Annotated in this window: 21 protein-coding genes, 1 tRNA gene and 2 pseudogenes; 11 read left to right on the top strand and 13 right to left on the bottom strand. The window is 36.5% G+C overall.

The genetic code is table 11. The annotated features are described in order from the left end of the window. Positions 1 to 350: 350 nt before the first annotated feature. From BMW42_RS00870 to BMW42_RS00860, 3 genes are read left to right on the top strand one after another with little or no spacing between them, the layout of a single operon-like run. Positions 351 to 704 carry a hypothetical protein gene (locus BMW42_RS00870; RefSeq protein ID WP_092766043.1) on the top strand — a complete coding sequence of 118 codons (354 nt, stop codon included), beginning with the start codon at positions 351 to 353 and terminating at the stop codon, positions 702 to 704. 42 nt (positions 705 to 746) lie between these two features. Beyond that, entirely contained in the window at positions 747 to 1,385 is a 639-nt protein-coding gene (locus BMW42_RS00865) for a DUF805 domain-containing protein (protein ID WP_092766042.1), read from the top strand. Positions 1,386 to 1,423: 38 nt separating this feature from the next. Continuing rightward, positions 1,424 to 2,152 (top strand): hypothetical protein, encoded by a 729-nt coding sequence (locus BMW42_RS00860; RefSeq protein ID WP_092766041.1) that lies wholly within the window; start codon positions 1,424 to 1,426, stop codon positions 2,150 to 2,152. Positions 2,153 to 2,208: 56 nt separating this feature from the next. On the opposite strand, the gene BMW42_RS00855 is transcribed toward BMW42_RS00860, so the two are convergent. From BMW42_RS00855 to BMW42_RS00825, 7 genes are all read right to left on the bottom strand, one after another. Further along, positions 2,209 to 2,481 (bottom strand): hypothetical protein, encoded by a 273-nt coding sequence (locus tag BMW42_RS00855; RefSeq protein WP_092766040.1) that lies wholly within the window; start codon positions 2,479 to 2,481, stop codon positions 2,209 to 2,211. 65 nt (positions 2,482 to 2,546) lie between these two features. Beyond that, on the bottom strand, positions 2,547 to 3,497 hold the full coding sequence (locus BMW42_RS00850) for a YagK/YfjJ domain-containing protein (protein ID WP_092766039.1): 951 nt from the start codon (positions 3,495 to 3,497) through the stop codon (positions 2,547 to 2,549). A 555-nt stretch (positions 3,498 to 4,052) separates the two neighbouring features. Beyond that, positions 4,053 to 4,280 (bottom strand): AlpA family phage regulatory protein, encoded by a 228-nt coding sequence (locus tag BMW42_RS00845; RefSeq protein WP_092766038.1) that lies wholly within the window; start codon positions 4,278 to 4,280, stop codon positions 4,053 to 4,055. Positions 4,281 to 4,409: 129 nt separating this feature from the next. Beyond that, positions 4,410 to 7,142, bottom strand: a complete 2,733-nt coding sequence (locus BMW42_RS00840; RefSeq protein ID WP_092766037.1) for a hypothetical protein — start codon at positions 7,140 to 7,142, stop codon at positions 4,410 to 4,412. 553 nt (positions 7,143 to 7,695) lie between these two features. Continuing rightward, on the bottom strand, positions 7,696 to 8,094 hold the full coding sequence (locus BMW42_RS00835) for a hypothetical protein (RefSeq protein ID WP_092766036.1): 399 nt from the start codon (positions 8,092 to 8,094) through the stop codon (positions 7,696 to 7,698). 289 nt (positions 8,095 to 8,383) lie between these two features. Beyond that, positions 8,384 to 9,508 (bottom strand): hypothetical protein, encoded by a 1,125-nt coding sequence (locus BMW42_RS00830; protein ID WP_051586599.1) that lies wholly within the window; start codon positions 9,506 to 9,508, stop codon positions 8,384 to 8,386. Continuing rightward, a complete protein-coding gene (locus BMW42_RS00825; protein ID WP_143047385.1) occupies positions 9,508 to 10,092 on the bottom strand; it encodes a hypothetical protein in 585 nt (194 codons plus the stop codon). Before BMW42_RS00825 ends, BMW42_RS00830 begins: the two co-directional genes overlap by 1 nt. A 341-nt stretch (positions 10,093 to 10,433) precedes the next feature. Here BMW42_RS00825 and BMW42_RS00820 point away from each other — a divergent pair. Further along, a pseudogene (locus BMW42_RS00820) lies at positions 10,434 to 11,219 on the top strand (tyrosine-type recombinase/integrase); the annotation flags it as partial. Positions 11,220 to 11,336: 117 nt separating this feature from the next. Here the strand turns inward: BMW42_RS00820 and BMW42_RS00815 are convergent. Both BMW42_RS00815 and BMW42_RS00810 read right to left on the bottom strand, forming a co-directional pair. Next, a complete protein-coding gene (locus BMW42_RS00815; RefSeq protein WP_092766035.1) occupies positions 11,337 to 12,569 on the bottom strand; it encodes a tyrosine-type recombinase/integrase in 1,233 nt (410 codons plus the stop codon). A 163-nt stretch (positions 12,570 to 12,732) separates the two neighbouring features. Further along, positions 12,733 to 12,808 (bottom strand) — tRNA-Arg (locus BMW42_RS00810). Positions 12,809 to 12,995: 187 nt separating this feature from the next. On the opposite strand from BMW42_RS00810, the gene BMW42_RS00805 reads away from it, so the two are divergent. From BMW42_RS00805 to BMW42_RS00775, 7 genes are all read left to right on the top strand, one after another. Then, positions 12,996 to 13,931, top strand: a complete 936-nt coding sequence (locus BMW42_RS00805) for an ABC transporter ATP-binding protein (RefSeq protein WP_092766034.1) — start codon at positions 12,996 to 12,998, stop codon at positions 13,929 to 13,931. Beyond that, the gene (locus BMW42_RS00800; RefSeq protein ID WP_092766033.1) at positions 13,928 to 14,701 is read left to right on the top strand and encodes an ABC transporter permease; all 774 of its coding nucleotides are present in this window, start codon (positions 13,928 to 13,930) and stop codon (positions 14,699 to 14,701) included. The genes BMW42_RS00805 and BMW42_RS00800 overlap by 4 nt, the downstream gene beginning before the upstream one ends. Beyond that, the gene (queF, locus tag BMW42_RS00795; RefSeq protein ID WP_092766032.1) at positions 14,701 to 15,519 is read left to right on the top strand and encodes an NADPH-dependent 7-cyano-7-deazaguanine reductase QueF; all 819 of its coding nucleotides are present in this window, start codon (positions 14,701 to 14,703) and stop codon (positions 15,517 to 15,519) included. Before BMW42_RS00800 ends, queF begins: the two co-directional genes overlap by 1 nt. Positions 15,520 to 15,544: 25 nt before the next feature. Further along, positions 15,545 to 16,198, top strand: a complete 654-nt coding sequence (locus BMW42_RS00790; protein WP_092766031.1) for a hypothetical protein — start codon at positions 15,545 to 15,547, stop codon at positions 16,196 to 16,198. Positions 16,199 to 16,507: 309 nt separating this feature from the next. Further along, positions 16,508 to 17,449 (top strand): lytic murein transglycosylase B, encoded by a 942-nt coding sequence (mltB, locus tag BMW42_RS00785; RefSeq protein ID WP_416224309.1) that lies wholly within the window; start codon positions 16,508 to 16,510, stop codon positions 17,447 to 17,449. Between the two features lie 283 nt (positions 17,450 to 17,732). Continuing rightward, complete coding sequence (locus BMW42_RS00780) at positions 17,733 to 18,344, top strand: septal ring lytic transglycosylase RlpA family protein (RefSeq protein ID WP_035265690.1); 612 nt, start codon at positions 17,733 to 17,735, stop codon at positions 18,342 to 18,344. Between the two features lie 172 nt (positions 18,345 to 18,516). Beyond that, positions 18,517 to 18,960 carry an Mpo1 family 2-hydroxy fatty acid dioxygenase gene (locus BMW42_RS00775; protein WP_092766029.1) on the top strand — a complete coding sequence of 148 codons (444 nt, stop codon included), beginning with the start codon at positions 18,517 to 18,519 and terminating at the stop codon, positions 18,958 to 18,960. A gap of 49 nt (positions 18,961 to 19,009) precedes the next feature. Here BMW42_RS00775 and BMW42_RS00770 read toward each other — a convergent pair whose 3' ends face one another. From BMW42_RS00770 to BMW42_RS00755, 4 genes and pseudogenes are all read right to left on the bottom strand, one after another. Further along, positions 19,010 to 19,327, bottom strand: a complete 318-nt coding sequence (locus tag BMW42_RS00770) for an AzlD domain-containing protein (protein WP_092766028.1) — start codon at positions 19,325 to 19,327, stop codon at positions 19,010 to 19,012. A gap of 2 nt (positions 19,328 to 19,329) precedes the next feature. Next, positions 19,330 to 20,028: an AzlC family ABC transporter permease gene (locus BMW42_RS00765; RefSeq protein WP_213032597.1), complete on the bottom strand. Its 699-nt coding sequence runs from the start codon at positions 20,026 to 20,028 to the stop codon at positions 19,330 to 19,332. 93 nt (positions 20,029 to 20,121) lie between these two features. After that, a pseudogene (locus tag BMW42_RS00760) lies at positions 20,122 to 20,936 on the bottom strand (AraC family transcriptional regulator). 104 nt (positions 20,937 to 21,040) lie between these two features. Next, the gene (locus tag BMW42_RS00755) at positions 21,041 to 21,553 is read right to left on the bottom strand and encodes a DUF3465 domain-containing protein (RefSeq protein WP_092766027.1); all 513 of its coding nucleotides are present in this window, start codon (positions 21,551 to 21,553) and stop codon (positions 21,041 to 21,043) included. Between the last annotated feature and the right edge of the window lie 47 nt (positions 21,554 to 21,600).

The raw sequence follows: 21,600 nt of genomic DNA, 5'->3' as shown, positions 1-21,600 counted from the left end.
TAACCCTTGTTATTTTTTGGGAATCCTCTCGTCTCCCTTTTTTCTTAATGGTAGGACGGAAGGGGGACACCTACGGGTGTGCTGGTTCCTTGGATCCCAGTCTGTCAACCCTCTTTCGTTCTGCCACCATAATCAATTGACAGTGATTCGGTAGAACTTCTTAATTCCAAGGAGTCAACCATGACCAATTTTTCTTATTTATATCCCTCGCCTTCATTGCAACGAATGAATACCCAACGCTTTTGTATGGGTGTCTATTCACGCAAATCAAAATAATTACATTCACCCACATTTTTTGGTGATTACTTTTTAACTTAGCCTTCTTTTCAGTAAGGTATGAGTGTTTTGTCATGAAAAAATTTTGCTTTTTACTGCTCATCTTCGTTGGGATAAGTGCATGTCATTCAGATTCATCTTTACCTGTATCTGTACGTCTTGACCTCATGCCGAATCAATTCCATATCCCCAACAACCCCTATACCCCTGCTTATTTCAATTCCGTGATTATTCAAGCAACTACAGATCAAGTCACTGTAGAAAACATTGTCATTAATCGTGGGCAATGTCCTTTATCTTCGTGGAGAAAACGCATGTCCACACTGAAGTTTGGGCAAAGCTTTCAAAGTGTGATCGATTGCAACATTGAGCAAGTCAGAGAAGTCACCGTTAAGACTAATCAAGGTGAATTTACTTTTAATTTTTAACACGCTTTTACATCAATATTTATAAATAATGAGGACACAATAATGAAAGGTAAGATTTTAGATTTTTCAGTACAAGATCAAACAGGTCTAATTCTTGGCGACAATCAACAACGCTATACATTCGATATTCATGAATGGAAGGATTCTCTTGCTCCAGTACGTGGACTATCGGTAGATTTTGAAATCAACTCAGAACATCAAGCAACTGCCATTTATCTGGATCTCCATCAGCAACAACCGAGCCATGCATCTCACCCCCTTGCATCCAACTCAAATAATACGCTTCAACAACATGAATCTAGTCAATCAAACCCATCGTTGTTGGCTAAATTTGAACAGTCTGAACATCATTATCGTCAAGCCATCATCACCTGCTTTAAAAAGTTTGCTGATTTCAAAGGCCGTGCACGTCGTCGTGAGTTTTGGTATTTCGAACTCTTTTGTGTATTGCTCAGTCTTTTGCTTAGTCTGTTTAGCGATAGCTTAGCCACTTTGGCAATGCTCATTACTTTCATTCCAAACCTTGCTGTCAGTGTAAGACGTTTGCATGACATCGGTCGTTCAGGCTGGTGGATGCTCTTGGTCTTTATTCCCATCATTGGCATCTTGTGGCTTTTGTTTTGGGCGACTCAAGAAGGCACTACAGATTCAAATCAATATGGTGAATCACCTAAAAACTAAAACACGATTCTTTATATTACTAATTCAAGGATTTCAGCATGAAAAAAAGAATTCTATTCCCTAGTTTGATCGTCTGTTTGGCATTATTCGGTTGCCAACAAAAAGATACAACGAATGATCAAGTAGACACACAGGCACAACAAAATAGTGAGCCTACACCACCATCGGGAATCAAACATTCTAAATTAGGAATAATGGCAATCGAAAGCTATGCTCAAGCTGAGCTACAAACATTGCTTGATTCTGAATTTGCCAATACTTATACCGCTTTACCTCTTCTCAATGTGCAATATCTTCGTCGAGATGATCAAGGTCTTTATCTCTATTCAAGCAGTTTAAGATTTAAAGAAAATAGTTCAGGGCAAATTCTGGGCTGTGATCAATCTGAAATATCGTGGAATATTGACACCAATGACATTGGTATCGGACTTCAAGGTAGTTGCTTTAATGCTGTAGATGATCAGACTGAATATTCAGGAGATCATTCATCACAAACTATTCCCAAAGAATCACCTATTAAAATTAGCCTTGAGCCCAATCCTGCTCATAACTTTATGTCGATTCTCAAAATTCAATCTGTGGTGGATGAAGTAACGGTACAAGACGTTCATTTAAATCGTGGAAACTGTCCGCTTTACGCAAAAATGAATAGTCCTCGCAAAGTCACTTTTGGCAACTGGATTTCAGTGGATGCCAATTGCAATAAAAATAAAATTATTGAAGTGACCATTTCAACAGATCAAGGTGACTGGATCTTTAAGCCTTAAAAAAACCAAAGTCACGTTAGCAACATGGGAGTGGTATTGCTCCCATGTTTTTTAGTTTAGTAAAACTTTTGTCCACAATCTTGGCAATGAAAATAAGACTGTGTCACTGCTGTAGATTGACTCCCCAATACATTATCTAACAACCCACCAACAACAATGCCTGCAATACCTCCGACTAATGGTGAGATCGGTAAGCTTTTGGAGAGGGTCGCTCCGATTGTGGCAAATGATGCATTGGATGAGAAAATATTTTGCGAAGGATAATTTGAAGGTTGTGGCATGGCACGGACAACATGCTCTGAATGGCAGTATGGACAGTTAATTTGCATTAGATATACCTCTATAAAAGAAAAAAGGCTTATCACTGGATAAGCCTTGAAAGAGAAGATGTTTCTCATCTAGATGATATATATTCAAAATTATTTCTAAATGATGTACGTTCTCGATATCTACGATCACTACGACGATATTTACTCATACCAAAGGTACGCATTCTCAAGGGTTTAACCCGTAAATACTGTTTGTCCTTTTCAGGATTTACCAAGTAGGAACATACATGCTTCGCATTCTCAACCGATCTTAGATCATTTCGGTAAATCATCCCAATGCCTAGCTTCCCCGACTTTCTGAACTGCTCTTTATGCTCCGTACTATTGCAATTAAAGCCATAGCCATCCTGTTTCGTTATCTGCTTCCAGCGCTCAATGACTTCATTTGCATAGTAATAATCTTGCTTTTTCACTGCACCGTTATAAATCATCAAGAGATGGCAATGGTAGCCCTTTTCCTCTCCTTGCTCTAATGCCCATGCATAACCCTCTAGATCACTAAAACACCTATCCCCATCCTGAATATATCCTATTAATTTTTGTACATCATCCCTAAATAGGCGAATATCAATGTCAGCATGTTTTTCTTTTATATAGGCTAAATCAACCCTAACAAACAAGAGCTTGCTATAATGTTGAGTTAAATTATCAATATGCTTAAGTAACTGTTCACGATTACGTTCTTCAGCCTGATAGAAGTTTTTTCTCTCAACCTCACGCTGTCTTACGAATGTAGTAAAAAATGCCTGAACATCTTCAAACTTCATCTGATAAAGTTGTTCATAGTCAACTTTTCCATTAATGGTGTTTTGCTTCTTTAGCTGAAGAATGGCTTGGATATAGGCGGAATACCAAAGGTTATCATCATATTCAAAATCTATTTCGTTTATAAGAAATTCGAGTTCTTGCTTAAAACCTTCCCAGCCTATGTTGCCAGAGTGATAAATGGTTTTCTCAACAAAATCTTCTATGTCAATGAATAGCTTTGAATGATTACAAGTTGAAAAGTTTGCCATGGTAAAATCTCCTATGTGATATGACGCTACATAAGAGAAGTGAAATATGTTTTATATTACAGAGAGTCCTAGAATGTTTACCGCTATTAGTATTTCTAGATAATTATGTTTCTTAAAATTGTTTATACGCTTTTTACTAAATACTAGCCATTGCTAATGAATGCAGAAGATTTACTAATCTCCATAAGAACAGTCATAGCACTGTTCAAACAATAAACTTAATCAATCATACTTATATAAACTCTATTAATTTTGTATATGTTATAAATATAACTATAAGTACTATTAACTTAATTAAGTACATGTATTATAAATACAATTAAATACAATAATATTAATAACCTACTAAGCAAACGCACATGGACCAAATATAAGAATAGGCACTTAGCCTGCATTTCATCTCGTCCATTGAAATATACTCCCATAGGAACAGCGCAGTAGGTGCTATAAATCCTGTTTTGAAACTATTCCCTTAACAATATGGAAGCGGAAGTTATCTCCTGCCAGAAACTTATAAATAGAATGAAGGGAGCCAAAGCTCCCATATACTCGTACTCAACGGCTATTCAACTTGCTTTCAATCCACTGATGTCCTTCTAATGCTGACCAACCAACTCGACCAGTTGTTAAATGTACAGGCTTTGGAAATGTTGTATCATAACACTCCATCTTAACGTTTATAAGCTTGTAAATTGTGGCACGACTAATACCAGTAAAGAACACAACTTGCTTTAGGTTGATAATCTGATGCATGGTAAAGGTTTCACCAACAAATGTATTCATTATGAATGCACCTCAATGATTAGACTGAGCTGATTTCGCTCAAATAATCAGAGAGTTCTGTAAACTAATAATAAGATTCCATTTTCAGACTCAATACTATTTTTCTAATGCATTGTTAACTAGGTGTCATTATTTAATGCTATCAAATGCATCTATAGCCCGTTGAATAAATTTAGAGCTCAATTCTTCCATAGAGACCACTTGCGCCTCATGATCAACATATTCTTCATCAAGCCCCACAGTTTCTTTCATCTTCGACTGAGTCAAAATATCCCCCTGTTTAGTTTTTGGTTGTTTGGGCTTTTCTGAAACTACATGCCCTTTCAAAAACTGATCCAAGCTTCTACTCCTATAACCTTTATCAGTCGAATCCAGATTTTCTAGTAAGTTAAATTCCCATCTACACAACAGTCCATGTGCTGAATAACAATCAGCAAGCTCAGATTTGAAAGTTTGTAATTTTTTACTGTCATAATGCTTGATGTGTAAAAAATCTAGCGATCGGGGTAAGGAGGTAATCATAGCGCTTTGGCTAATTTTGAGATTTTCATTTATGAAAAGTTTTAAGTAATTGGGGCTAGTGTCTAATGATCCTTTTTTTCTTTTAGAAATCTTCTCCTTTTTTATAGAGATGTACTTGCCCCAGTACTCAATTACTTTTGTTCTGGATTGCTTAATGCATTCTTCATTTTTCTGTTCATCATAATCGGACAATGTCTGAGCATTAAAAATCAATGTAATATCAGTATTCAGTACTCCGTCTATAAACATACGTGTACCAACATAAGCAACTAGACTCTCACCACTTATTTTTCTAGTTCGCTTCAGGTTTTTTAAGAAGTCTGTAAGCAATGCATTGAATGCAGTAATGTTGTCCTCTGTAGTAAAATCGTTATTCGGTTGATAAGAAAATTTCAATCGAAAAGCGAATACATCTTGCCTGATTGTTTGATTTAAATAGTCTTTTGCTTTAGCTTTATTTCGTTTAACACTCACGATCTCTTGTTTTTCAATATCAAAAAAAGAAGGCCCTCCTTTTAAATCGCCTGCAATATAATTGTCTAGATTTTTAAAACTATCTAGGCAAAACTTCAAATCTGCTATGCCATCCCTATTGATTTTAAAATTCCATCGATTCCTAATGAATAGTCGCAGAAATATTCTTACCCGCCATCCAATAAAATCTAATTTTTCTAATTTTTCTAATTTTTCTAATTTTTCTAATTTTTCTAATTTTTCTAATTTTTCTATTAAGTTAAGACCCAGTTGCTTTAACTGCTGTGCAATATGCAAATACTGCTTTGCCAATTGAGATAAACATTTCAATGGAGCTTTTTCAATCTGACTTTGTGGCAAGTATTCTTCAATCAATATCTGAACTGGGTTGTACTGAACCAACCGCATGAAGTGCTCAATAGACACAAATAACTGTACACAATTCTCTTGCTCTCTCCACCCAAAAGGCAACATGTTTTTGTATTGTGAATAAACTAATGCTAACAGCTTTAAATCATCTTTGGCTTGTTTCGGTAAGTTATTATTTTTCCAAATCTGCTTAGCTTCTACACTGAAGTCCAAATCAATAAAATCATCAATTTTTTCAACACACGCTTCGATCTTCTCCCGATCCTGCAGAAGATTGACATTGTGGTCATTACTTGAAGATCTTTTAATTGCCATGAGTGAAACTGGATGTTCTAGATATTTATCTACGTAAATACTATCCGCTACCCGCACCAAATCAGGTTTAAGGAAAGAATCGACACGGTAGAAGTAGCCAAGCACCCAATATTCAAATGCCTTTCTTTCAAACCTAGAACGTGCCTTAATAACCTCTTTATATCTAGGATCCAATGATTGAATTAAACGGCCTAAATCTTGTATATCAACTTTAAACGGCTTATTACCCAAATGCTCATCTGCATCCATCTGTAATTCTAAATCTTTCTGTATAACGGCTCGTATCTTTCTTGAATCCAGCTTTTGATTTTTAAATAATAATATCCACTGCAACACAAGACTTGAATTTATCCCTATCTCAATACGAGAATATTCAGCAAGCAACCCATACCTTTCAACCAGTAGACGAAAACAACCTCGTAATTCGATTCGCTTTCTACTTAAAGCCTGCCACTTTCTACCAATTGTATGTTCCTGTGGCGTCAAGGTGATCTCAAAACACATCACCCTTGAAGACTTATGGATTGCTAGAAACTCGTTAAATTGTCTTACCCCCTCATCAAATTGCTTATAAACACCCAAAGTTAGTTCTTCGGTAAGACAGGTGGCTACCTCGGAATCAATATTTTCTGATTCAGCAAGTTCTTTTGGCTCAGTCTGCCCTACATGTAAAACACTCAAATACTTTTCGAAGAAATCAAAAATAGCTTCATAGGGAAATGTTTCAACTTGCCATCTTTGTCCCCTTTTCCAAAAAAGAGTATCAGGATACCTCTCAAGGTACGCGATATAGGATGCTACATTCTTACTAAAATTGTGCGTTGGCTGTGCATATTTGATTAAATCACGCTCAACACGTAAATCCTCATAAAACGTTATAATCTGATTTAGTCTTTGCTGATCACCATGTTCTTGAGCAGATAAAAACTCATCCCTTGTCGGATAAGCTCGCTCATAAACTAAGCCAAGTTGACGTTCTAGATTTTCTAACAGACATATTGTTTCGTAAAAAATGCCCTCTGAAATCTCTTTGCCATGTTCTTTATAGTTTATCCATTTTTGGTTGTATCTTTTTTTTAGGAGAAGAAAAAGATCTTCATTACTAATCAAATCCACATCTGAATCGCGACTCACAACTTTATTATCATCATTTTTTAGCTTGTTCGTATGCACTTCAGACACCTCTTCATTCAATACAATTGATTAATTATCTTAAAAATAAAATACACCAAGTCAAATAAATAGATATGAAAAGCCAATATAATACTAAAATCGTGGTATTTAAAGAGGTATAAACTTACACCACCTTCTTATAAAGATTAAAATTCCAATATATTAATACATTAATTCCAATAGAATAATTCATCAAATCCAATTTATGTCTATTTAAATTCCAAGTAATAAATTATAGTTTTATAGGAATAGATTTGTAATGACAGACTAGTTGCCCCCGACCTTCTACATCATGATATGCAACAATACCCTTTTGTGGATGATGCGAGTGATCACTCAGAGTAAGTTAAAAATGTGCGTATGATTCAATACAGCGACTTCTTAAAATGGCTTAAGCCCCAAAAGAATTTAGATCAATGATATGTTTTATCCCCAACTAGCTTTAAGAGCGCCACGCAACCTAATTAAGAAAAGTGTGTTTAGAAGAAAGTTTGACACAGGCTAAGAGTTTAAGATCATTCTATGAAGAGCATACTCATTTCTATATCTGTCTAATAAAGTATTAATAAAGATCAAATAAAACTGCTGTAATATAGTAAACCTCAGTAGGTTTTAAACATTTATCATAGAAAATAAACTCATCTGAACTTTGTGGCATCGAGGCATAGCCACTTAAATCCATATTAATAACTCCACCCACCCCGACTTCTTGCCATAATGGTGTATGCAGTCGCATATCAATCACTTTGACACGCTCATCCTGATAAGCGGCTAAACCCACTTCTGGAATTTGATGGCTATAAACAAAATCATACTCAGGATTAAGTTGATCAAGAGATACAAAAATCGCTGTCTTGCTTTCCGTATACACCACAAGCTCCGCTAACACATCCGACCATCGTGTTTCATCCAATGCGGCATCATAGATCATACCGATCAGTTTACTTTCCTGTTCTACCATATCCCCACCATAAAAATTAAATCTCTTATCTTTTCAATAAGATTATTACTTTTTGTTATTTTAGAGAATGTGGGATATTTGGTGGAAAGTCAAAAAAATGTGGAATACACAACACAACTCTAAGAGTGTTTAAAATAAAAATCCAATAAATAAAGCCACCATACTATCTAGATAATAATAAGGTGGCTGATGAGAGAGGAAGAATCTGACATAAAATGTCATTTAAAACAAAATTAAAACCATGATTTATCATTTGTAGATATTCTGGTTTAGGTGAAAATTAGTATAATTATTTTACATCACAACTAAAGCGTGTTGCCTGAACAATCAATTGCTCAGCTGGACAACTGACATTGACAGTCACATCATCCCCTACGCCGATACAGGCATTGTTCAATAACCAATCAGACCTAGAGGTATGTCGCCAATTTGACTCGGAAGGACAACGATAGCGTACTTCCTGTAACCTACAAGCATTATAGACATGTTTAGGGCGTTGTGCTTTGCCAAGTACTCCTACAATACGTGTACTTTTTCCACCGTGACAACTGATTGCCCCAACTCGTGTTCCTGCTCGAATAGCACGATTATAATTTTCCGCCTGCTGTTTTTTCTGAGCTTCTGCGGCTAATCTTAAGTCTTCCTGTTTTTTACGCTCAAGCTCTTTTTGGCGTTTTTCTTCCTCCTGTTTTTTGACTAAAGCCTGCTGTTTCTGTTCAGCCTCTTGTTTGCGCTGTTGTTCTTGTTTCTTCAAAAGCTCTTGTTCATCTTTTTTCACACCTTCTTTTGATTTATCAATACTGCTACTTTTTTGTGAAGAAAATGCATTAGACGAAGTACTCCTTGTTTGATTTACTTGCTCCATATGCTGTCGTTGTTGCTGAGCATTACTTATCGTCTTAGAGATACGAGCATTAAAACGAATACGGTCATTTTCAGCTTGTTGCATTGTACTATTCAAAGTATTTAAACCATGAAGTGCAGCATTTGCCCACATCTGTTGATTTGCTTGTCTTTCAGCCGCTGCTTCGCGTCGCTGTTGTATTTCACGTGCTTTTCTTTCACTTTCTACACGTAACTCATTTTGTCGCTCTGCATTCGTCAACGCTAAGCTGCGCTCTAGACGTTGCTTATGCCAGTCATCTACACGTTGACCAGCTTTAAATTCACAAGAACTATTGATCCATTCAGATTTACCCAATTCTGTTAAATAGAGCGTACGACAGCTTCCTTTACCATGGGGAATACCATCTTTGAGTTGCCCCCTAAACCAATACGTTGCGTATTTATAATAGCCATCTACATCTTTTTGCTTATTTTGTAAAGTAAATTGAGGAATGGGAGGCGGAGATGTATTACTTGTACATCCCACAAGTCCCATAAATATGATCATTATCATCAAATGACGAGACATTATGGAGCTCCCTGCGTTAAAACAGACATTACTTTACGGACCCGGATATTAGCTGAGGTCTGCGCATGGGTTTCATTCATACTTTTACTTGCAAAAAGATACGGTATAACGAGCCAACCATTGCTCACGATTCGATAATCCAAATAAGCAGTTGTTGATGCAATCTGCATCCCATTTTCATACATCGTGAGCTTACAGCTTTCTTCCGAAGTTTCATCATTTGCAGGGAATGTTCCTGCGGTGATTAACCATAAAAAACCTGTAAGAAATCCAGAATCCTCACTCCAACGATCTTGTTGACAAGCCACTCTTAAAAAGTATCCATGAGTAGATGGCTGATCTAAGTTTGTACGTTTGACTGAAGAAAATAATTGTGTGGCTTCCCATGCTCTAATGTCAGCATTTACATAACTGTGACTGGATAATTTTTGAAAATAGATTTCTAAAGGCTGTTCTTTAGTAATATTCAAATTAAGTGATTGCGATATTGTAGGAGCTTTCCGCTCATGAACACCTAATGTTGCTTGACAGGCTGTTAAAGCAATCCCCACCAATACAACTAAAACCCTTGAAAGATATCTCATATAACTCCCCGATCATCTAAATTTAGAAAAAATTCAATTTATCATCTGTATTTAAGATTCTACATCACCAAATGGAGATATCACTGCATTTTTTCTAATCAAATATAAATGCCAGTCAATTAAACTGACTGGCATTGGATACGGACTTTTTTAATTTAGACGAGATGTAATGCCTTACATCATGCCAATTAATAATCTAACCTTCACTAAATACAAATTACATTACAACCTATCCAATTGATTTAAATATATTTTTATTCTAACTTTCCATAACAATGTGATACATGCAATTACCAATTTTTGTGAGTAAGCACTTTCTAAAATACCGTTACTCACATCACATGCTAAACGATCTTAAAATCAAAAGCTTAAAGCCACGTGAAGAATTATACCGCGTGGCTGATCACTCAGGACTCTGTATAGAAATCCGCCCGTCTGGTAGCAAATTCTGGCGTTATCGCTACCGATTTCTTACTAAAGCCAAAATGCTCACAATCGGTCAATATCCCGAAATTACTTTAGCATACGCTCGCTTGAAAACAATGGAATATCGAGAACAACTCGCTAAAGGAGTAGACCCAATAAGCCACCAGAAAAAAGAACGCCTTGAAGCAATCAAAGCAAATAATGGTACATTCCTTTTAGTCGCCAACGAATTTATGAATTCTCGAAAAACTCAACAATCAAAGGAATGGGAACAACGCCGCAGCAGTTATTTTGAGAAGGATGTTTATCCTCTTATCGGTAATAAACCTATTCATGAGATCGACTCGATTGATATTAAAAATGTTCTTGATAGCACTATGGCAAGAATCAAAAAATCAGGAAGAGGTACAGGGGAAGTTAAGGGAATTTTTGTTAGGCAAATAATAGGTGAAGTCATGGAATATGCCATTATCACAAAACGTATTTCTATTGACCCTACCTACATCCTTAGAAGCTACATAAAGCAGCCAGAAGTAACTCATGCCAGACCCTTGACTGAATCTGAAAAAAGAGAACTTATGTCTAAGCTCAATACATACGGTGGCTCTACTAGTACAAGAAATGCTATCAAAGTGGCAACATATACATGGCTTAGAAGCATTGAAATACGTCGAGGCAAAAATCTACATTTTGATGTGGAGCATATTGAGGGGTAAGCACATAGACAAAAAATAAGCCCCTGTAAAAACAGGGGCTTATTTGAATATTTGGCGGAGATGGCGGAAACTGAATTCGCTTGCTACATTTAAGCTTACTGATCAGTCCACAGTCTTATACATTAACTTATCTAAATAATCAGACCATGCTTGCATCATAACCGTACGTTCTTCTAAGTATTTTGTACGGTTGTATGCTCTTCCATGCATATCACGAACCTGATGAGCAAGTTGCTGTTCAATCCGTTCGATAGGAAACTTTAATACTTCATCTAATAGAGTTCTGGCAGTCGCTCTAAAGCCATGACCTGTCGTTTCACCATTTTCAAAACCATATTGCTTTAATCGTTTGTTAATAGTTGACTCGCTAATCGTTTTAGACTGATCTCGCATCGACACAAAGCAATACTCCGTATAACCTGTTATCTGGTGCAATTCTTTGAACAAGGTCATAACTTGATCTGACAAAGGAACAATATGCTGTAATGCCGTTTGATTCTTTGTCTTTGAAGGGGTGTATTTCCAAACTCGATTTTCAAAATCAATGTCTGCCCACTTCGCTCCTCTTAATTCTCCTGGACGCACAAAAACATGAGGTAATATTTTCACGGCATAATCTATCGCGATATCACCACGGCCAACACTATTATTAATATTCCTCAATAACTGTCCTAGCTTTTGCTCATCTGTGATCGCTGATCTATGCTTGGTTTTACCAACTTTTAAGATCCCACTAATTTGATCTGCCACGTTAAATTGACACAAGCCTAAAGCAATCGCATAACGGAAGACTTGGGATGCTTTGCTTCTCATGCGCTTTGCTGAATCTGTCTTACCCTGCTTTTCGTAAATACGACAAACTTCTAAAATTTGTGATGGAGTAATACTATCTATTGGATAATCCCCAATTGCAGAATACAACTTACCCCAAACAAATTGATTCCGTCGTTGAGTACTAGGCTCTAACTCCTCTGTCTTTCTATATTCATCTGCGATTAAACCGAAAGTATTTTGGCCTAATTTAGCTTCTTCTTCATTTTTCTTCACAACCGCTGGATCTATATTTTGGGCGAGTAATTCTCGACATTCAGTTCTTTTTGCTCGTGCATTTAGCAACGATACCTCTGGGTATGTTCCAAAAGAAATGCTATTACGTTTTTTAGTGATTGGGCGAGCATAGTCCCACCTCCAATATGAGTTACCATTCTTATCAATGATAAAAAACAATCCTTTACCATCGGCTAGTTTGATTTGAACATTGGTTGATAACTTTTTATGTGCATTTACAGCTGAACGAATCTGTGTATCTGTCAGATTTACAATTATTTTTGGCATTTTTACGGTAAGCCTTTGCAATAATTTTGAAATTACCGCAAAAATTACCGCAAAAAACTTAAATAACCTAAAACATGCTCGGACTGTATCGGACAAGATAAAAACATAAGTTGTTTATTTTTAATGATTTTCGTATTTATTCGGATGAGGTAAAACAGTGAAATGGTGCGCTCAGCGGGACTCGAACCCACGCCACAGGCTTCGGAGACCTGTACTCTATCCAGTTGAGCTATGAGCGCATTTTAGGAAGTGCGCACATCATAACAAAAAAAACTCTAAGGTAAAGCAACTATATATCTTTCCAATTTTTAGTGCTCATGCTTTATACAGCGTTTCAACATCAAAACAGAGAATTCTGATTACAAAGCTTGGTTTATTTTTCAAGATCACTCACAATATCTCAACTTTTCACCATTCGAGATATTCATGACTGATGCATTGACCTTAAGGGATTTGTCGAAGACCTATCGAAATGGTTTTCAAGCATTAAAAGGAATTAATTTAGATGTTCCAGAAGGTGAATTTTATGCACTTCTAGGCCCTAATGGTGCAGGTAAATCAACCACTATTGGCATCATCAGCTCTCTTACAAAAAAAACTGCAGGAACTGTCGAAATTTTTGGTCATAACCTCGATACACATCCTTCACAAGCTAAACAATGCTTGGGTGTAGTCCCTCAAGAGTTTAACTTTGCGCAATTTGAAAAGACTTTCGATATTTTAGTCACACAAGCAGGTTATTACGGCATTCCAAAAAAAGTTGCTGAAACTCGTGCAGAGGAGCATCTGACCAAATTAGGTTTATGGGAAAAACGTTCTACTCAAGCACGTATGCTATCTGGGGGAATGAAACGCCGCCTTATGATTGCCCGAGCAATGATGCATGATCCGAAACTGTTAATTCTCGATGAACCGACTGCTGGTGTTGATATTGAACTACGTCGCTCGATGTGGGACTTCTTAACAGAAATGAATCAGAAAGGTACATCTATCATTCTCACAACACATTATTTAGAAGAAGCAGAAGTACTGTGTCGCAAAATTGCAATTATTGATCGTGGCGTCATTAAAGAAGACACCACCATGAAGAATTTCTTAAATCAATTAAATGAAGAATCTTTCATTTTTGACTTGGCTGAACCTATAGAACCGATTCAACTCGACATTATTGGTGTGAAATTTAATTTGGTTGATCCGCTGACTCTAGAAATTACGCTTGATAAAGCACACAGCTTGAATGATCTTTTCCAACTTCTAGAATCACAAAATATTCAAGTTCGAAGTATGCGTAATAAATCAAATCGTTTAGAAGAGTTATTCGTCAAAATGGTCGAAAAGAATCTTGATGGAGCTGCGCAATGAATTTTAACCAACTCGCTGTAGCTTTATATACGATTATCCATAAGGAAATTCGTAGATTTATGCGCATTTGGCCACAAACATTGTTACCACCAGCAATTACCATGTCACTGTATTTTGTGATTTTTGGAAATCTAGTCGGTTCAAGAATTGGGGAAATGGGTGGCTTTACCTACATGCAGTTCATTGTACCTGGTCTAATTATGATGGCTGTCATTACTAATAGTTATGCCAACGTTTCATCAAGCTTTTTTAGTTCTAAATTTCAAAAAAGTATTGAAGAACTGATCATGAGTCCAGTGCCTTTACATGCCGTACTTTGGGGTTATGTGCTTGGCGGTGTTGCTCGAGGCTTATTGGTTGCTATCATTGTGACTGCGATGAGTTTATTTTTTACTGACTTATATATTACCAACTGGTTCGTCACAATTTATACCGTCCTGATTACGTCACTACTGTTTGCATTAGGTGGATTTATTAATGCGGTCTATGCAAAGTCATTTGATGATATTTCGATTATTCCCACTTTTGTTTTAACTCCGTTGACCTATTTAGGTGGGGTGTTCTATGCAATTTCTGCATTAAGTCCATTTTGGCAAAATCTATCTTTGATTAACCCTGTCGTATATATGGTCAATGCATTCCGTTATGGAATTCTTGGCCATAGCGATGTAAATGTATCTATTTCTTTATTAGTAATCACAGCGTGTTGCGCCGTGCTATATGCGGTCGCTTATCACTTACTCTCCCGTGGTTCAGGAATGCGTGAATAATGAGCGTTGAACAATCTCTTTTAGGCAAAGACACCAACTATCCAACTGAATACCAACCTGAGGTGCTATTTCCAATTGCTCGCGCAGAAGCACGAGCGAAGTACGCACATGTAGACGGTATTCAACAAGGAATAGATTGGTGGCATATTTTTGAAATTTCTTGGTTGAATCTGTCAGGGATTCCTCAAGTTGCGATTGGTCGAATGCATCTTCCTGCTTCATCACCTTATCTCATCGAGTCAAAATCTCTTAAGCTATATTTCAATAGTCTGAATTTTGCTCAATTTGAATCTCAAAATCAGTTTATTGAGACAGTCGAGCGTGATCTTGCTAAAGCTGCTAATGCAGAAGTCAGACTTGAATTATTCGATGTTGATCAGTTGAATATTGCCCAGCCTGAAGGAATATGCATCGACCATTATGAGCCTGAACGTCTTGAAAACCACCCTGATGCGAGCTTACTCAAACTCGATGCAGCGTCTTCCGAAGAAATCGTTGAAATTCAATTATATTCGCATTTGTTAAGAAGTAACTGCCCAGTCACAGGACAGCCTGATTGGGGCACAGTTTTTTTAAGATATCGTGGCAAAAAACCTTGTTATCGTTCAATTTTAGCTTATATTATCTCCTATCGTCAGCATAATGGCTTTCACGAACAATGCGTTGAACAAATCTACGCAGACATTTGGGAAAACTTTAATCCTGAAAAGTTGATGGTATATGCGACTTATACACGCCGTGGTGGTTTAGACATTAACCCTTGTCGTGTATCGGACTTTGCATGGATGCCAAGCCCAATTCGATTGGCGCGACAATAAATTGAAGAATAGTTGAGGTTATACGATGTCCTATTTTGGTTTTATTCCATCTGAATCTTTGTTAAAGAATATTCAAACTGGAATTGAGAAAAAAAATTCAAACGAACCACTTTACCCTTTGCGTGATCAAACTGCACTCGCTATTAATGATGAAATTATCGATGCTATTTTAGTTGAACTTGTACGTCGTTTCCCTGCAAGTGACAAACGAGAAACAGCTGAAAAGCTAGCTGGCTATATTAAATCGACTGTATCGGTACTGCTTAAACAGTTATTGGGTAAAGCACCAAATGACGTCGTGAGACAATCGATCGAATTCTCCGAAAAGAGTTTATTCAAAGATCCAGAGGGTAATTATCGTGTCGGTGCTCCATTACCCGCTGATTTAGTAACAAACTTAAAAAATAGCTTTGCAGAAGTACGTGCAGGCAATGATGTCAATCGTGCAGTTCTGTCTGAACAATACAAACAATTCGGTGAAGCTGCAGTTCGTCACTTTATGAATGATTTTAATAAGACCCTAGATTTGGGTATGATTAAACGTAAGGCGTCTGATATCGCTTCTTCAGCGGTCATCAAAGCAGTTCATATTGCGATCGATAAGCTCATTCCTAACTTTACTAAAGAAGAATTGTTAGCTACAGCTGAATATCATGACACGCTATTTATTCAAGAATAAATCAGACTAATCAAAAACCTAGCTTCTGCTAGGTTTTTTTATGTTTTAAAAATAGTTCATCAATATTGAATAAATAAAAGACATAATTCATCCATTTTTACACTTTTTATGTAGGTTTTTGTGAATCCATCACGACCTAATGTTATCTTAATAAACATTGCGATTAATCAAATGATGTTGAACTTTTAATCCTTATCAACACTTATACCTTTGCGTCTACCACCGATAATAATTGGATCTTCTGCTGTTATGTTATTTGAAAATTTTAATGTTAAATTACAACGTATTGGTTTAGCACTCAGTGCGTTTATGATCACAAGTTTTGTTCAAGCCAATGACTTCGCTCAACATCCTCAATATCAAAATTTTAAACTAAAAACGATGCAGACCTATGGTTTGAGTGCTGAGCAAGTTGACTGGGCCATGAATGGATCAAAAAACCTACCAAATATTATCAACATTATGAATCGCCCAGGAGAAAGCAAGCCTTGGTACGAATATAAAAAGAATTTTTTAGCAGAAAGTACAATTCAACGTGGTGTGCGTTTTAAAAATCAATATGCAGACACTTTAAATCGAGCAGAACAGCAGTTCGGTGTTCCCCAGTCCATCATTCTCGGTATTCTCGGCGTAGAGACAGGTTTTGGAGCAAATAAAGGTTCATTCATCACACGTGATGCACTAGCCACTTTAGGGTTTGGATATGAACGACGTGCACAATACTTTCAAGACGAATTAAGCGCTTTGATTGCATGGTCTTATAAGGACGGCATTCCAGCTAATTCAGTCGTTGGCTCTTATGCTGGTGCTGTGGGCTATCCTCAATTTATGCCAAGCAATATTCCGAAATTTGGTGTGGATTATGACGGTAATGGTCATATCGATCTCAGAAACTCTGCTGTAGATGCAATTGGTTCTATTGCAAATTATCTTGCTCAACATGGTTGGCAACGAGATCAACCGATTGCTTTTGCCGCACGCTACCAAGGAAATAATGCGGATGCCATCATAGCCAAAGACTTAACACAACCTACCCCATATGGTGCATTAAAAGTTCAAGGCATTAGCCCACTCAATCCCATTGTTAAAATAGATGACTTAGACATGGTCAATGTGATTCAACTACAAGAAAATTATGGACCAGCTTATTACCTTACATATCCTAATTTTCAAGTCATTACGACCTATAACCGTAGTCGAATGTATGCAACAGCACTGTGGCTTTTAGGGACTGAAATCGCGAGTAGATAAAGATAAATCTACTTGTTTTCACAAAAGTCAATAAATATTTTTGTGATTAAGTTCACTATTTGCACATTTTACATATTTTGTTACATTATTGATTAATTATTAACCATATTTTGTGATAATTTGTCGTTTTTGTAACTAAAGTGAAAATAAAGCTAGACACTTTTGTATCAGGATGAATATCATCCACTACCGTTAAATGCAGTTGCATAAGTAAATTTACAGACCATTTAATTTAATTATCAGCAACTTAGATAATTAAATTAGGGTTCCAAGGAGTTAAACGATGCATGCTTCGCTGAAAATGTTATCAATATTAGGTATAAGTTTAGCTTTGTCTCAAACTCATGCCGAACTGGTTCAATCATCTTATCTAAATAATGATGTTGACCAATCAAGTCTTGCTTCACGTGTGATTAGCAAAGACTCTACAAGTTTCAATTCGCACTTCTCGAATTTAAACAGTTTAGCAATTACTGAAAGTTCAGGTGATAAAATTCGTCGTGAAACAATCGCAGCGAAAATTCAAGTACCTGTTGAAGAGCCTTCAGTGATTGACAAACTTAATAATGTTGCTTCAAACACTGTTCGTCGTTTTAGCCAAACTGGTGTTGCTTCTTGGTACGGTCGTCAATTTCACGGTCGTAAAACTGCAAGTGGCGAAACATTTGATATGAATGCACTTACTGCAGCGCATCGTAGCCTACCTCTTAATTGCTATATTCGTGTAACGAATAAATCTAATGGTAAAAGCGTCGTTGTTAAAGTAAATGATCGCGGCCCATTTCATGGTAATCGTGTTGTAGATTTATCTTACGGTGCTGCGAAATCTCTTGGTATTACCAATGCTGGTACTGCGCGTGTAAGCATCGAACGTGTGGATGGTCCAAATTCTTAGGTTCTCATGATTCAGCGAAGCATTTAACGACAAGCCACTCATTGAGTGGCTTTATTATTTTTAATTTTTTTTGATGTGACCAATATACAAAAAAGAATCTTGATTTATCATCTTATGTCATACTGTAGTTTATAGAATAAATAAAATTCAAATAATCAGTGAAGGAAATAGGATGAAGACAATTACAGAATGGTTAGATGAATATAGTGATAGCCATCAAAACCCAACCAATAAAACATTACACTGGATTTGCGTACCCACGATTCTATTCTCGATCATTGGCATACTCGCTCATTTCAGCGCATTACTGACTACCCTTTTACTGGTGTTAACACTCATTTTTTATGCAAGATTAGATCTTGTACTCTCGGTTGCAATGGCAGCGTTATTATTGGTCATGTCTTGGCTTATTATTATTCTTCCATTCGGGAAAGGATTCTATATTGCTCTGTTCGTTTTAGCTTGGATAGGTCAATTTTACGGGCACAAAATTGAAGGGAAAAAGCCATCTTTCTTTAAAGACCTCCAATTCCTTCTGATTGGCCCTCTATGGTGTATGGATGCTTACCTAGATAAGATACTACCCAATTGGAAATCACGCCAAATCAGTGCTTAAATTAGCAAATACAGCACGGGTTAAATTAGAATTTAATTTAGCCCGATGTTCATGCTCTAATTAAGTAATTTATGAGATAGAAAAACAGTAAAGTAAAAACTAAATTACTGATAACTTTTTGACTTATTAGCGCAAGCAGTACACAAAATATTGCTGCCCATAAATAGTGATTACTCGACATAACCCTTAATTCTGCTGCTTCATAAAACACAATCGGTACACATATTGCAGTCAACAAACATGGCGCAGAATATTTCAACATCTTTTTCAAAATTCTAGGAAGTGGCACATTTACCCTTGGCTCCAAGAATAAATATCGATTAATAAAGATCATGATCGACAACCCCAGCAAAAGCATCCAGCTCATTTTTAATCCCCTTCTGTTGTTTGCCATTTTTCAACTATCACACTGGCAAACATTCCACATAGACCAGAAATAATTAACGCTGCATTTACTTGGTAAGCTTCTAAAATTAAAGAAAAAATTATGGTAATCACAACACCAACAAGTATTGTAAGATTTTTTATCATTGGCACTATAATTAATATAAGCAGTGCAACGACTGAGAAATCAAGATGCAAATTTGATAAATTAGGAATGAAGTGAGCAAGCACAATCCCAAATAAACTAAATATCAGCCAAAAAATATAAAAACAAAGTCCTGCTCCAAATAAATATGCGAATGATCGTTGTGATTTATTTTTTACTCCAACCGCAAATAATTCATCCGTCAGCAGAAAGCCAAATACAATACGTTTAAATAGTGGAAATTTACTAACATCATTTCGAAAATTAAGCGCGTAAATTAAATGCTGACTCGTCAGAAAAAATATCGTCAGATAGATTGTCATCAGCGAAGCCTGCCCCGAAACCAATCCTAAGCTCACTAATTGTGCAGCACCAGCAAACATAAACAATGACATTGCAAAAGCTTGTATCGCATTCAATCCAGTCTGTATCGCCAAAGAGCCAGCCAATACCCCCCATGGCATGACTGCAATTGCCAACGGCATAATACTCAGCATACCATGTATAAAATTCTTTTTTGTATCACTCATCTTTTTCATCAATACATCTTAATCTGATTCACTTATCGATTATTATCATCTGATGAGTAATGATTGATCTTGAATAATATTGCGGCGCAAATTTAAGGAAAATTAATAGTTCAAAAGATATTGTCTAGGCGTTACACCTATTGCACTTTTAAAATGTCGATTTAAATGACTCTGATCAGAAAATCCAGTGAGTTGTGCAACCTCAGTTATTCGCACCCCCTGCTTAAGCAATTGTTTAGCTTTTTGAATTCTTCTTTGAACAAGCCAACTATGTGGAGGCAATCCCGTATGTTTTTTAAATTCACGTAATAAATGCCATGGGCTTGTATCTACATATGCAGACAACTCGTGTAGAGAATAATCATGTTCAGGAAAACTACTCATAAGTTCTTTTATTAGTTCAACTTTTTTCTCATTTCTGGTGTGTTGATTGGACTCAATTTCGCCCGCCCATAGCAATAGATCAATCTGGCCAATGTCGTCAAATAGAGGCTTTCTTTAAGCAAAGTATCCTCGCCCTGCTCAAATAAATCGAATAAAAATACTAGTTGCCTCGCCAAACCCAAATCATGAATCACTGCATCCGAGAACCATGGGACTGCATTCTTGGTTGTAAAAAAATCTCGACTCAGATCTAATATCATTTCAGGTGTTGGGTAAATTGCTCGATATTTCCAACCAGTTTCCACAGCGGATGAACCAGTATGTATTTCATCAGCATTCACCAGAATAATATCGCCTTTAGGTGCGATATGAAGCTTTCCAGAGCGGTAAAAACTTTGTGCCCCATCTTCAATGACACCAATACAATAGCCCTCATGAGCATGTTTTGAAAATTGCTTACGTTGAAATTGAGCTTTTAATAATTCCAATCCGCCCAATTCTTTGAAATGAAGATAATTAGCAGACTCTTGCATCTTTTTTCTGGATATTACGCCTATAAAATTGCATAAAAACTATCACGCCTGCATTTTAAATCTAGAATGAAATTGCTCATCTCATATATTTATTTTTATAAAAATTATTGATAACTTCGACCCTGATGCTTTAACCAACCATCAATATGCAGTTTTTTAGGATCATGGTGAGTCCAATGAATTACACCACCCTTGTCGGTATATTCATATTCACCATAGAACTCGACGATATCCCCTTTTTGAATATTCTCAACACGTGGTGCCAAATCTATATTATGAGCTACCAAAACTGTCTGACCATGATTAAGTTTTAAAATAAATTTCTGATGTCTAGATCCTTCATTATCATCATTTAATATTGCAACAACTTCTCCAGAAGCCCTAACTTGCACATCACTCATCTTTTTTTGAAAAAGTGTCGCTATTTTTGCGGCATCATCATTATCCGCAGAGGATAGTTCTCGTTCGTTAGCATCATTATATTGAGTACTTGCATCTGTAGGATTTAGTGCGTGCTCATTACTCTGTTTTAAATCCTGTTTTAAATCGACACCGAAATATGCTGCGACCAACACTGCAATTAACGCAACAATACTCATTTTTGATTTCTGAGACATATTGATCTCTAAGTTATATTTTTATTTCATCCTAAAGTTTATATCAT

The sequence above is a fragment of the Acinetobacter sp. DSM 11652 genome, assembly GCF_900109815.1.
Lineage (GTDB): Bacteria > Pseudomonadota > Gammaproteobacteria > Pseudomonadales > Moraxellaceae > Acinetobacter.
Note: the sequence above shows the minus strand (reverse complement) of the source record. Positions and strands in the feature narration are given on the sequence as shown.

What these genes read in the sequence shown, in the direction of transcription:
- BMW42_RS00870 (WP_092766043.1), top strand. Translation starts at nt 351, where the DNA reads ATGAAAAAATTTTGCTTTTTACTGCTCATCTTCGTTGGGATAAGTGCA.
- BMW42_RS00865 (WP_092766042.1), top strand. Translation starts at nt 747, where the DNA reads ATGAAAGGTAAGATTTTAGATTTTTCAGTACAAGATCAAACAGGTCTA.
- BMW42_RS00860 (WP_092766041.1), top strand. Translation starts at nt 1,424, where the DNA reads ATGAAAAAAAGAATTCTATTCCCTAGTTTGATCGTCTGTTTGGCATTA.
- BMW42_RS00855 (WP_092766040.1), bottom strand. Translation starts at nt 2,481, where the DNA reads ATGCAAATTAACTGTCCATACTGCCATTCAGAGCATGTTGTCCGTGCC.
- BMW42_RS00850 (WP_092766039.1), bottom strand. Translation starts at nt 3,497, where the DNA reads ATGGCAAACTTTTCAACTTGTAATCATTCAAAGCTATTCATTGACATA.
- BMW42_RS00845 (WP_092766038.1), bottom strand. Translation starts at nt 4,280, where the DNA reads ATGAATACATTTGTTGGTGAAACCTTTACCATGCATCAGATTATCAAC.
- BMW42_RS00835 (WP_092766036.1), bottom strand. Translation starts at nt 8,094, where the DNA reads ATGGTAGAACAGGAAAGTAAACTGATCGGTATGATCTATGATGCCGCA.
- BMW42_RS00830 (WP_051586599.1), bottom strand. Translation starts at nt 9,508, where the DNA reads ATGTCTCGTCATTTGATGATAATGATCATATTTATGGGACTTGTGGGA.
- BMW42_RS00825 (WP_143047385.1), bottom strand. Translation starts at nt 10,092, where the DNA reads ATGAGATATCTTTCAAGGGTTTTAGTTGTATTGGTGGGGATTGCTTTA.
- BMW42_RS00815 (WP_092766035.1), bottom strand. Translation starts at nt 12,569, where the DNA reads ATGCCAAAAATAATTGTAAATCTGACAGATACACAGATTCGTTCAGCT.
- BMW42_RS00805 (WP_092766034.1), top strand. Translation starts at nt 12,996, where the DNA reads ATGACTGATGCATTGACCTTAAGGGATTTGTCGAAGACCTATCGAAAT.
- BMW42_RS00800 (WP_092766033.1), top strand. Translation starts at nt 13,928, where the DNA reads ATGAATTTTAACCAACTCGCTGTAGCTTTATATACGATTATCCATAAG.
- queF (WP_092766032.1), top strand. Translation starts at nt 14,701, where the DNA reads ATGAGCGTTGAACAATCTCTTTTAGGCAAAGACACCAACTATCCAACT.
- BMW42_RS00790 (WP_092766031.1), top strand. Translation starts at nt 15,545, where the DNA reads ATGTCCTATTTTGGTTTTATTCCATCTGAATCTTTGTTAAAGAATATT.
- mltB (WP_416224309.1), top strand. Translation starts at nt 16,508, where the DNA reads ATGATCACAAGTTTTGTTCAAGCCAATGACTTCGCTCAACATCCTCAA.
- BMW42_RS00780 (WP_035265690.1), top strand. Translation starts at nt 17,733, where the DNA reads ATGCATGCTTCGCTGAAAATGTTATCAATATTAGGTATAAGTTTAGCT.
- BMW42_RS00775 (WP_092766029.1), top strand. Translation starts at nt 18,517, where the DNA reads ATGAAGACAATTACAGAATGGTTAGATGAATATAGTGATAGCCATCAA.
- BMW42_RS00770 (WP_092766028.1), bottom strand. Translation starts at nt 19,327, where the DNA reads ATGAGCTGGATGCTTTTGCTGGGGTTGTCGATCATGATCTTTATTAAT.
- BMW42_RS00765 (WP_213032597.1), bottom strand. Translation starts at nt 20,028, where the DNA reads ATGAAAAAGATGAGTGATACAAAAAAGAATTTTATACATGGTATGCTG.
- BMW42_RS00755 (WP_092766027.1), bottom strand. Translation starts at nt 21,553, where the DNA reads ATGTCTCAGAAATCAAAAATGAGTATTGTTGCGTTAATTGCAGTGTTG.